This is a genomic window from Jingyaoa shaoxingensis (genome assembly GCF_014385005.1).
In the GTDB taxonomy this organism is placed as follows: domain Bacteria; phylum Bacillota; class Clostridia; order Lachnospirales; family Lachnospiraceae; genus Marvinbryantia; species Marvinbryantia shaoxingensis.
Window position 1 is genome coordinate 60209 of record NZ_JACRSZ010000017.1, and the last position, 12690, is coordinate 72898.

Genomic DNA, 12690 nt, shown 5'->3' on the forward strand with positions numbered 1-12690 from the left:
AGAATGGACATTAAGAATCATAATACAAAAAGAGAGAAACATGTCATGAGAAAAAGGTTAAGGATAGCTGTCTTTATAGCTGTTTCTCTTGGAATTGTTTTGATGGTTTCCCAATATTTCAGATTTGTATCGAAAACTGTTTATGAGGAAAGTGTTTCTCATTTGGCGGAAGTTTTTCATCAGTCTGATAACATGCTGAGGGAACTGACAGATAAGAATCTGACCTATCTTCATATGTGGGGTGAGAATCTGCAGAATACCTCCAGTGAAAACGAAATCCGTGATTATATTGAGAAAGCACAGGAAGATGCCGGCTTTTTAGATTTCTTTTTTCTGTCAGCTGACGGAAACTATAAGATGGCAACAGGTGAAACCGGGTACCTTGGATTACAGGAAAATATTGAAGAGGAGATCCGGAAGGGAAATGATGTGATAGCGAATGCAGCAGTTCCAGGAAAAGCTCAGCTGCTTGTTTTTGCAACACCTAAGGCTCATGGAATTTATCAGGGATTTGAATATGATGCCATTGCCATTGCTTATGAAAACTCTGATATCGTAGATGTACTGGATATTTCTGCTTTCGATGGAAATGCCCAGAGCTTTGTTGTTCATCCGGATGGTCGTGTTGTGGTGGATCATTCTTCTGAGGCATGGGGGAACGTGTATAATTTCTTCGGTGTTCTGAGAGAACATTCTGATATGTCGGAAAAAGAGATTAATGAACTTTCAGAGAAGTTTAAAGCAGGACGTACCGATGCGATGCTGCTAAATCTGGATGGAAGGAACTATTATCTGGTCTATGAAAAATCGGATATCCAGGACTGGATGTTTCTGGGACTTGTTCAGGCGGATATTGTCAATGCCAGTATGAACAGTCTGCAGTTTCATACAATGCTTCTCGTGGGAGCAGTCGTGCTCTGCATTGCCGCTTTACTTATCGGTTTTATTATTCAAAAAGGCAGAACGAACCTCAGGAGAAAGGATACAGAGATTCAGTACCGTGATGAGCTGTTTCAAAAGCTTTCAATGAATGTGGATGATGTCTTTCTGATGCTGGATGCAAAAACATATCAGGCAGATTACGTCAGCCCAAATGCGGAAAAGCTGCTGGGTATTACGGTAGAACAGATTCGTAAAGATATTTGTATTCTGGGAAAACTGCATCCGGAGGAACAGGAAAATCCGGAGAAAAATATTCTGGAGGAAATCCGGGTTCATGAACAGAGGGAATGGGATTTTGAATATATTCATCTGAAGACAGGAGAAAAACGCTGGTTCCATAATATTGCAATGGGCAGTGAGGTAAGCGGGAAAAAGAAATATATTCTGGTTATGTCGGACCGTACCTCTGACTGGAAAATGAATCAGGCACTTTCTGAGGCAGTACGTGCCGCGGAGACAGCAAACAAGGCAAAGAGTACTTTTCTTTCCAATATGTCTCACGATATCCGGACACCAATGAATGCGATTATCGGTTTTACCACACTGGCTGTAAGTAATATTGATGATAAGGAAAGAGTCCGGGATTATCTTGGTAAGATCCTTTCATCCAGCAACCATCTGCTATCACTGATCAACGATATCCTGGACATGAGCCGGATTGAGAGTGGAAAGATCCATCTGGAAGAAACAGAGGTCAGTCTGTCGGACGTACTTCATGACCTGAAGACAATCATCAGTGGACAGATTCATGCGAAACAGCTGGAACTTTATATGGATGCCATGGATGTGACCAATGAGGATGTCTATTGTGATAAGACACGGCTGAATCAGGTACTGCTGAATCTTTTGTCCAATGCGGTTAAGTTTACTCCTGCAGGCGGAACCGTTTCTGTCCGGTTGAAACAGTTCCCGGGGACAGTAAAAGGAAGTGAATTGTACGAGATTCGGGTAAAGGATAACGGAATCGGCATGAGTCAGGAATTCGTGCAGAAGATCTTTTCTCCTTTTGAGAGGGAGAGGACTTCCACAGTCAGCAGGACCCAGGGTACAGGACTTGGCATGGCGATCACTAAGAACATCGTGGATATGATGGGCGGAACCATTGAGATTCAGACAGAACAGGGCAAAGGAACCGAATTTATTGTTCGTCTGCCATTCCGTACTCAGTCTGAGCACCAACGTATAGAGAAGATCGCAGAGCTGGAAGGCCTTAAAGCATTGGTTGTAGATGACGACTTCAATACCTGTGACAGTGTGACAAAAATGCTTGTGAAGGTTGGGATGCGTTCGGAGTGGACACTTTCCGGTAAGGAGGCTGTTTTGCGTGCACGTCAGTCTATGGAACTTGGAGATGCATTTCATGCGTATATCATCGACTGGCGACTGCCGGATATGAATGGCATTGAAGTGACCCGCCAGATCCGCAGCCTTGGTGACGACACCCCGATCATTATCCTGACTGCATATGACTGGTCAGATATCGAAGCAGAAGCCAGAGCGGCCGGGGTGACGGCATTCTGTGCAAAACCAATGTTCATGTCAGATATCAGAGAGACTTTGATGTCTGCCATCGGCCAGAGTCAGGCTGAACCAGAAGATTCGGTTCTTCCGGCAGTAAACCTGGATTTCAGAGGCAAGTGTATCTTGCTTGTGGAAGACAACGAACTGAACAGTGAAATTGCGGTGGAGATCCTTAATGAATATGGTTTCCTGGTTGATACCGCAGAAAATGGATCAGAGGCCGTGGAGAAAGTAAAGAATTCGAAACCGGGCGGTTATGATCTGGTGCTGATGGATGTACAGATGCCGGTAATGAATGGATATGAGGCTACTAAGCAGATCCGTGCGTTGGATGATCCGGCACTGTCGGGAATTACTATTCTTGCCATGACTGCCAATGCTTTTGATGAGGACAGAAAGAAAGCTCTGGAATGTGGTATGGATGGATTCTTATCCAAACCGATAGTTATAGAGGACTTGCTTTTCACATTACAGAACAATCTGTACGAATAAAATTGAGAAAAACCTGGAAAGTTGAAATATCAAAAAATCTCATTTTATCCATATTTTTTGCAATTCTGTTTATGTACAAATATACAGGAGTATGGTTAAATGATAATAAAGATTCCCGCATCAGACAGATGAAAAAAGTCTTATGCGGGAAATGGATGTAAACTTGGCCACAGAATCCACAGACTTTATTTTGTACAGGTAATATTCATTGGGAGGTAGAACAGATGGAACAGGAATTAAGAAAGCATTTTGAGGAACTGTACGGAGCAGGCGGAGAAATCATAAGCTGTTTTGCACCGGGACGTGTGAACCTGATTGGAGAACACACTGACTATAACGGCGGTCATGTATTTCCATGTGCACTGACTATTGGAACATACGGAATTGCAAGAAAAAGAGAAGACCGTCAGATCCGTTTCTATTCAGAAAACTTTAAGGGAAAAGGTGTAGTAGAGACCAGCCTGGAAGATCTGGTACCGTCAGATGCAGCAGGCTGGACCAACTATCCTAAGGGAGTTGTATGGGCTCTGGAGAAGAAGGGATACAGCTTCTCACAGGGATTTGATATGTTGATCTACGGAGATATTCCGAATGGATCAGGACTGTCATCATCCGCATCACTGGAGGTTCTGACCGGACTGATTCTGAAGGAACTATACGGACTGGATGACCTGACCATGACACAGATTGCCCTGAACGGTCAGTACAGCGAGAATAATTTCAATGGCTGTAACTGTGGTATCATGGATCAGTTTGCCAGTGCCATGGGTAAGAAAGACTGTGCAATTTTTCTGGATACCAATACGCTGAATTATGAATATGCACCGGTGAAGCTGGATGCAGCCAGAATTGTGATTACGAACAGCAAGGTAAAACACAGTCTGGTGGGTTCTGCCTACAATGACCGCAGAAATGAATGTGAAACAGCATTAAAGGAACTGCAGAGGGTATGTGAGATTGGCAGCCTGGGAGAACTGGACGAAGAGCAGTTTGAAAAGGTACAGTCAGCCATCACCAGTGATATCTGCAGAAAACGTGCGAAACATGCAGTATATGAGAATCAGCGTACTATTCGTGCGGTAAAAGCATTAAAAGAAGGAAAGATCGAGGAATTCGGACAGCTTATGAATGCCTCCCACATATCCTTAAGAGATGATTATGAAGTCTCCTGCGAAGAAATTGATATTCTGGTAGAAGAAGCGTGGAAGATTCCGGGTGTACTGGGATCCAGAATTACCGGAGGCGGTTTTGGCGGCTGTACGGTCAGTATCGTAAAAGAAGAAGCGGTTGAAGAATTCCAGAGAAAAGTCGGAGAAGAATACAAGAAAAAGACTGGTATTGATGCAGAGTTTTACATTGTAGATATCGGGGACGGCGCTCACGTGCTGGCATAAAGGGGGAAGACATCGTGCTGAGCAAATACATAAAAGAACTGACAGAATATGGAAAGAGAACCGGACTGCTTCCGGAATGTGAGCAGACTTATGCAGTGAATTTGCTGCTGGACTGTTTTCAGGAAGACTCGTATGAAGAGCCGGGAGAAGTAGAGGAAAGACCTCTGGAAGATATCTTAAAAGATCTGCTGGATGAAGCCGTAAAACGAGAACTGATCACAGACAGTGTGGCATACCGAGATCTGTTTGATACGAAACTGATGAATTGTCTGACTCCGAGACCTGCACAGGTTCAGGAGACATTTCGCCGGAAATATGATGAGAATCCGGAAGAAGCTACAGACTGGTTCTATCAGTTCAGCCAGAATACCGACTATATTCGCCGTTACCGGGTTCGGAAGGATCAGAAATGGAAGATCGACAGTCCTTATGGGGAATTGGATATTACCATTAACCTGTCTAAGCCGGAGAAGGATCCGAAAGCAATTGCAGCTGCAAGAAAATCTGCATCTGTAACTTATCCGAAGTGTCAGCTTTGTTTTGAAAATGAAGGATATGCGGGAAGAGGAGATCATCCGGCAAGAGAGACTCACCGGATTATTCCGATTACCATCAACGACAGCAAATGGGGATTTCAGTATTCTCCATATGTATATTATAATGAGCATTGTATCGTGTTTAACAGCCAGCATACGCCGATGAAGATTGAACGCGCTACATTCGTGAAGCTGTTTGATTTTGTAAAACAGTTTCCACATTATATGCTGGGATCCAATGCAGATCTGCCAATCGTGGGCGGATCCATCCTGACCCATGATCATTTCCAGGGCGGACGTTATACTTTTGCCATGGAAAAAGCACCGGTAGAAAAGACTGTTACTATTCCGGGATTCGAAGATGTGCAGACAGGCATTGTAAAATGGCCATTATCTGTCATTCGTCTCTCAGCACCGGACACAGGCAGAATGATCGAACTGGCAGATCACATTCTGAAGACATGGCGTGGCTATACAGATAAAGACGCCTTCATTTTTGCAGAGACAGGCGGAGAACCACATAACACGATTACGCCGATTGCCAGAAAACGTGGAGATTTCTACGAACTGGATCTGGTTCTGCGTAACAATATTACTACGAAAGAACATCCACTCGGTGTGTATCATCCCCATGCAGAGCTGCATCATATTAAGAAAGAAAATATTGGTCTGATAGAAGTAATGGGGCTTGCAGTGCTTCCTGCAAGGCTGAAGGAAGAGATGGAACTTCTGAAGGAATATATTCTTGAAAACAAAGAAATTACCACGAATGAGAAGATTGAAAAACATGCTTCCTGGGTGGCAGAATTTCTCCCATCTTATCCGCAGTTGAACGCAGAAAACATTGACCGTATACTGGAAGAAGAAGTAGGAAAAGTCTTTGTGAAGGTTCTGGAAGATGCCGGTGTTTACAAGTGTACAGAAAAAGGACGTCGGGATTTCCTGCGTTTTTTAAATACACTGTAAAAGAAATCGGAGAACAAACGTGAATGGAAGATAAAAGCTCCATTCGCGTTTGTTGTTTTAGAGAAATATTATTGAAAAAACGAAAAAGAAGGAGTATACATGTTAGGAAAGACACATGCAGTAGTAGGAGTGACAACAGGTCTTCTTATCATGCAGCCGGTAAGTGCGACAGAATTGGTACTGGGAACTGCAGCGTCCCTGATCGGAGCGGTGATCAGCGACATTGATGTGGGAAGCTCAGGTTCTCACAGAGACGCCGGGAAAATGATTGCCCTGATGGTGTCGGCAGTGGTGGCTGTGGGTGTGATCGATCATATATGGCATATCGGCATCTACAGCAGGATGATACAGCATACGAATATTGTACGGATCTGGCTGTCAGTGCAGGCATTTTTAACCATATGTGTGTTTGGCATGCGGAGCAGACACCGTACTTTTATGCATTCCTTCCTGGCAATGGCACTTCTGAGCGGATGTCTGTGGCTGTTTCTGCCATCGACTGTGGGATACTTTGCAGTGGGTTTCCTAAGTCATCTGATGCTGGACTTTTTTAATAAAAAGGGTGAACAGCTTTTTTATCCGGCTAAGAAGTTTTGTGGTATCCGGCTGCTGTCGTCATCAGGTCTGGTAAATGATGTACTGTTTGGGGTTGGGTTTCTGGCAGCAGTCAGAGTAGTCTGGATCTTTATTCGCAAAATATATCTGCATTAGCAGAGGAAAAGAGGAGCAGGAGATGAAACATCTGAATTATGGGAAAATTGTTTTAATTGGTGCCGGACATGTGGGGTCTGCTATTCTGGATTCTATTCTACGCATGAATCTGGCAGATGAGATTGTGGTGATTAACCGCAATGAGAAGAAGGCACTTGGAGTGGTGCTGGATGCCAGCCATACTACGGCATTTGCCTACAGTTCCAACACCAGCATCCGCGTCGGTGGATTTGAAGAGTGTGCGGATGCGCAGATTATTATCAATACAGCTGGACCTAGTATTCAGCCGGGTAACTCCAGAGATCGTATGGTGCTTCTGCAGACCAATGTGACGGTAATGCGGGAGACAATGGAAAAGATCACTGCTTATACCAGAGATGCTATTTTAATCAATGTATCCAATCCAATGGATATTCTAACTTACATTGCGCAGCATGATTTTGATTATCCAAAGAACAAGATTTTCGGCACAGGAACTCTTCTGGATACAGCAAGATTTAATAAGATGATTGCGGATATCTGCAAGGTAGATGCCAAAAATGTGACGGGTTTTGTGATGGGGGAACATGGTGGAACCTGCTTTATCCCGTGGAACTGTGTGAATATCGTTGGAATACCATTTGCAGAATTCCAGAGCCAGTTCGCACTGGAACAGCCGATCGACAAGGAACAGCTTCTTCACGAAGTAAAGGTCAGCGGCCTGGATATTGTAGAGTTGAAAGGATATACCAGCTCCGGAATTGCCTTGAGTGTCTGCCGTCTGGTAGGTGCAATTATGAGAAATGAAAAGGCAGTTGTGCCGGTGTCAACTGTACTGGATGGACAGTATGGTCTGTCAGAAGTAGCCATGAGTATGCCATGCGTGATCTCAAGAGCGGGAATCGACCGTGTACTGCAGCTTCCTCTGGATGAAGATGGAAAAGAAGGTTTAAAGAATTGCTATGAATACCTGCATGGTATCATTGAGCAGGTGAGATGAGGAACTGTTAAAAGCCGGAGGTTTCTATGCGAACCTGTACAATTCCCAGTTTGAAGATGTAGTAACCTAGTATATCATACTGCAAAAAAGATACCGCATGCCGGTATCTTTTTTGGTATACTGAAAGAAATATCCGGAAATGCAGGAGGAAGCAAATATGAAATTTTTTCATCTGTCCGATTTACATATAGGGTTAAAATTATACAACAGAGATCTGCTGGAGGATCAGAAGTTTGTCCTGCAGCAGGTGGTGGAACAGGCAAAGAAGGAAAAGCCGGACGCCGTTGTGATTGCCGGTGATATTTACGATAAAGCTGTACCTTCGGCAGAAGCAGTCAGTGTATTTGACTGGTTTGTACTGTATCTGAAAAAGGAAGTGCCGGATACGGTTGTGATGATGATCAGTGGGAACCATGACAGTGCACCGAGAGTAAATCTCTACAGAGGTATTCTGGAGGAACAGAATCTGTATATGGCAGGTATGCCTCCGCAGCAGCCAGAGGAACATATCCAGAAGGTGACCATGAGTGATGAATGGGGGAATGTGATTTTTTATCTGCTTCCGTTTGTGCGCCCGTCGATGGTGAAAAATATAGTGGGAACGGAGGCTGACGGAACACTTTGTTCCTATCATGAGACGGTAAAACGTCTGTTGGAGAGAGAAGAGGTAAATACACGGGTGAGAAATGTACTGGTCAGTCATCAGTTTTATCTTCCGGATGGAATAGATGCGGAACAGGTGGAACGCATGGATTCGGAGATCCGGACAGTGGGAAATATTGATCAGGTAGGTGCATCTGTCCTTAAGCCGTTTGATTATGCGGCACTGGGACATATCCACAAACCAATGAAGGTGGAAAAGGATATCTGGAGCTATTGTGGAACTCCCCTTGCCTGCTCAGTCAGTGAAGCAGGACAGGTAAAAGCCATACAGATGATTGAGATGAGAGAAAAAGGTCATACAGAGATGACGGCAATTCCGTTATATCCACGTCATGAAGTGAAAGTTATCCGCGGAACACTCACGGAGATTCTGGAGGCAGCAAGTGATGATTATGTTTCGGTTGTATTGACTGATGAGGTGGAGCTGGATATTTTTGACATGCAGGACCGGATTTATGCGGCGTTTCCGAATCTTCTTGAGATCAGAAGGGAGACAGCCGGAACAAAAAATGGAAAGGGGGAAGAAGCAGTACAGATTAACAGAGATCCGTTTCAGCTTTGCTGTGCTTTTTTGAAGGATTTGAGTGAAGAGGAGGAAGTGTTGCTGACAGATGTGATAAATACAGTGAAGGAGGAAATGAGATGAGACCACAGAAATTGATTATGCAGGCATTTGGATCTTATGGGAAGAAAACAGAAATTGATTTTTCAGGGCTGAAGCAGAATCTGTTTCTGGTCAGCGGAGATACAGGCGCAGGGAAAACGACCATTTTTGATGCCATTGTATTTGCACTGTTTGGAGAAGCCAGTTCTGAAAATAATAAAAAGGACGGGGTAGAGCTTCAGAGCCAGTATACAAAAGCGTATCTGGAACCATATGTGGAACTGGTTTTTGAAGAACAAAATATAGATGGAGCGGGCGTGTATACAGTACGCAGAAGTCCAAGACATGTAAGACCGAAGAAACGGGGAACCGGTATGATAGAGGTCAGTGCGCAGGTGAGTTTGATACTGCCGGATGGCAGCGAATATCCACAGAAGGAGACCGATAAGAAGCTGGAAGAGATCGTAGGGTTGACAAAAAGCCAGTTTATGCAGGTGGCCATGATTGCGCAAGGAGAATTTATGGAATTGCTTCGTGCCAGATCAGATGAGAAGAAAGTGATTTTTCGTAAGTTGTTTCAGACAGAATTCTACCAGAAGCTGACAGAAGAATTGGCGGTCAGGAGGAAAGAGAAATTGGGTATCATGGGGCAGATACGAACGATCTGTCAGACACAGGCTGGGTATATTGTAATACCTGAGGATTACCGCAGAGCCGCCGAGGTGAAGGAGGTAAAACAGAAGATTCAGACTTCGGACCGACTTTCTGTAACAGATCTGGAATGCCTGGTGGAGGAACTTGAAAGTTTGTGCGCAGATTTGGAAAAGCAACGGGAGGAAAAACAGAAGGAGTACCGCCAGGCATCTGAAAAAAGGGATACTGACCGTGAAAATGTGGTAAAAGCACAGAACTGTCTGCGTTTTTTTGCCTATCTGGAACAGGCACAGGAGAGATTAAAGGAATGCAGGCTGGAAGAGAAAGAACGACTGCTGGATGAAGATCGGGTCAGGAAGATACGACAGGCCTATGAAATACGACAGATTTATCTTCAGTGGAAGGAAGCTGCACAGAGAACATCAGAGACGAAGGCAAATCATCAACAGCAGAAAGAACGTTTTCCACAACTGGAAATACAGGAAAAAGAAGCTGTTTTGCAGGAAGAAAGGGCAGAGCAGAACTTTCGTCAGGCGGTGGAAGCTGACAGTAAAGTGATACAGAAAGCGGATGTGATATTAAAAGCACTGGAGAAGATGCATCAGATCCAAAAGGAAATAGATGGACAGGAAGAGAATCTGGCACAGGCAGATCAGTTATTACAGAAAGTGCAGAAGGAGATAACGGATCTGGCGAGCCAGGAAGAAGCGTGGCGTGAGCAAAGAACAGATCTGAAGGATGTCGACACGCAGATGGCACTGTGGCAGGCGCGTCAAACGGACGCGGATGCATTGCTGGATGAGCATGATAAGGTGATGAAATACTACCGTGAGTACACAAAATGTGTTCAGAAGAGAATGGATACTGCAAAGCGGTACTCTACAGGCAGAACGCATTTTCTTCAGGCAAATGAGGCATATTTAAGAAACCAGACAGCTTTTCTGGATGCGCAGGCAGGTTTTCTGGCAAAAGAAAAATTGCGTCCCGGGCAGCCGTGTCCGGTATGTGGTTCTCTGGAACATCCATCCCCATGCCTGCTTGCGGAAACAAACCGTCATCTGACAAGAGAGATGCTGGAGCAGGAAAGCAAGGAAGTGCAGGAATTACAAAAGAAGCAGGAAGAACTGGCAAGGCAGGCAGAAGGATACCAGAAGCTGGAAGAAGAAAAGGAAAGTCTGATGCAGCAGGAGGCGGAGCAATTGTATCAGCACATGAAGAAAAGTTTGTCGGAAAGGAGTCTCGAAGACAGGGATACGGATGAAGATATAGATATAATAGAAGAAACAGTATTGGCAAAGTGGAAGATCAGCCTGAAAAACTGGAAAAATGAAGTGGAAGAGGAAGGCACTGATCTGGCAAAAAGAAAATTACAGTATGAGAAACTGAAAAAATCTGAAGAAGAGGGAAAGCAGAAAAAGCAGGATCTGAAAGAACGGGAAGAAAAGCTGAAAGAGCAGAGAGGCAGACAAAAAGAACTGCTGGCAGGTCTTCAAAGCAGAAAGCAGGAATTGCAGAGTGCCACAGAAGGAAAGACCTCAAAAGAAGTGCAGGATGAAAAAGCTGTATCAAAAGCGATCAGAATAAAACAGGAACAGATCTGCCAGAATGCCAGAATACAGATGCAGAATGCCCGCAGGGAAAAAGAACAGACGCAGGCTCGTATCAGGCAGTATGAGAAAGAGATACCAGAAAAAGAAAAGGAAGAGAAAGAAAAGTACAGGAACTACCGGAACGCACTGGAGGCTGGAAAGATAACAGAAGAAGGATGGCGGGAAGTGACAGAGACCTATGCCATCAGTGATGCAGATCTTATGCAGAAAAACCTAGAAGCATACAGAGAGAAAAAAGCAGCCGCTTTGCAGATGAAGGAGACCGCAGAAAAAGAGATAGGCAGTCAGGACAGACCGGATCTGGAGATGCTGGAGATCTGCAAGGAGCAGTCCGAAAAGCATTTGGAAGATGTGCGTACAAAGCTGGAAATCTGCAAAAATGCATATGAAAGTAATGAAAAGGCATATCTGGCGCTGAAAAAGAATCAGGAAGAACGCCAGACAATAGTGGAAGAATATGCGAGAACCGACCGACTCTATCAGCAGTTATCCGGAAATATGACAGGAGCACGAATGGATATTGAAACTTTTGTGCAGCGCTATTATCTGCAGAACATACTGACAGCAGCCAACCGGAGATTTCTCGAAATGTCGGCAGGGCAGTATGAACTACGGATGTACCGTCTGGAAAAGGCAGGAGAAGGAAAGAATCATGGACTGGATCTTATGGTATATTCCACAGTAACCGGAAAAGAGCGGGAAGTCCGTACCTTATCAGGAGGGGAATCCTTCATGGCGGCACTGTCACTGGCTCTTGGAATAGCAGATCAGATTCAGCAAAGCTGCGCAGCAATACATCTGGATATGATGTTTATAGACGAAGGTTTTGGTTCCCTGGACGAACATTCCAGAAATCAGGCAGTTCGAGTATTGAAACGCATGGCGGGCGGATCAAAGATGATCGGGATGATCTCCCATGTCACAGAACTAAAACAAGAGGTAGAAGAACAACTTCTGGTAACCAAAGACCAGGAAGGCAGCCATGCCAGATGGCAGTAGCCATTGGGGACGGTGTTTTGCGGCTTTTTAACTGTCCCCTCTGGCTTAATGGTGCGTTAAAATTCAAGTCGAGCATCCGAGAGACTTGGCGCGTGATTCTGGTCAGCGTAAGCTGACACATTCTTTACAGAATCACTGCGCATCCTCGCGGAGCGTTTATCTCAGTAGGAGATTGGACTCCCACTGAGACAAATTTGTTATTACTCACCACCTGAAAGAGGTGGAAGTCTTCTCGACTGAGATAAATCTATGTCTTTTGCAAGGACGGGTTTACAAAAGGATGGAATGTAGCTTTGCCTGTAAAAGAAAAAAGATTTTGAAAAAAGTCGAAAAAAGTGTTGACAAATACTGGCATGGGTGCTAATATAATGAAGCTGTCTGACAGAGACAGTGAGAAACACAAAGCTTCAATCGAAAGATTGAAAAAGTTAAAAAAGTTGTTGACAAACTTCTGAAACAGTGATATGATATCAAAGTTTCTGTTGAGAGACAAAACAACAAAGAACCTTGATAATTGAACAGTGAAACAACCTTGAAAGATTCTAAAAGTTAATTCAAGGAACTGACCTTATAAAACAGTAAAAGGGATATCTAATTGAACATTAGCAGTTCAATTAGC

7 protein-coding genes are annotated in these 12690 nt (G+C 44.3%); all 7 read left to right on the forward strand.

The genetic code is table 11. The annotated features are described in order from the left end of the window. Window positions 1–3 precede the first annotated feature (3 nt). The 7 genes from H8716_RS14430 (at window position 4) to H8716_RS14460 (ending at window position 12071) form a co-directional block, all read left to right on the forward strand. Window positions 4–2955, forward strand: coding sequence for a hybrid sensor histidine kinase/response regulator (locus tag H8716_RS14430; RefSeq protein WP_249309733.1), 2952 nt, complete (start codon window positions 4–6; stop codon window positions 2953–2955). 224 nt (window positions 2956–3179) lie between these two features. Beyond that, window positions 3180–4349 (forward strand): galactokinase, encoded by a 1170-nt coding sequence (locus tag H8716_RS14435; protein WP_249309734.1) that lies wholly within the window; start codon window positions 3180–3182, stop codon window positions 4347–4349. Between the two features lie 14 nt (window positions 4350–4363). Continuing rightward, window positions 4364–5851 (forward strand): UDP-glucose--hexose-1-phosphate uridylyltransferase, encoded by a 1488-nt coding sequence (gene galT / locus H8716_RS14440; RefSeq protein WP_249309735.1) that lies wholly within the window; start codon window positions 4364–4366, stop codon window positions 5849–5851. 99 nt (window positions 5852–5950) lie between these two features. Continuing rightward, a complete protein-coding gene (locus tag H8716_RS14445) occupies window positions 5951–6562 on the forward strand; it encodes a metal-dependent hydrolase (protein WP_249309736.1) in 612 nt (203 codons plus the stop codon). Window positions 6563–6584: 22 nt separating this feature from the next. Beyond that, the gene (locus H8716_RS14450; protein WP_249309737.1) at window positions 6585–7541 is read left to right on the forward strand and encodes a lactate/malate family dehydrogenase; all 957 of its coding nucleotides are present in this window, start codon (window positions 6585–6587) and stop codon (window positions 7539–7541) included. A 157-nt stretch (window positions 7542–7698) separates the two neighbouring features. After that, window positions 7699–8850, forward strand: a complete 1152-nt coding sequence (locus H8716_RS14455; RefSeq protein WP_249309738.1) for an exonuclease SbcCD subunit D — start codon at window positions 7699–7701, stop codon at window positions 8848–8850. Next, window positions 8847–12071 carry an AAA family ATPase gene (locus H8716_RS14460; RefSeq protein ID WP_249309739.1) on the forward strand — a complete coding sequence of 1075 codons (3225 nt, stop codon included), beginning with the start codon at window positions 8847–8849 and terminating at the stop codon, window positions 12069–12071. Before H8716_RS14455 ends, H8716_RS14460 begins: the two co-directional genes overlap by 4 nt. Window positions 12072–12690 lie beyond the last annotated feature (619 nt).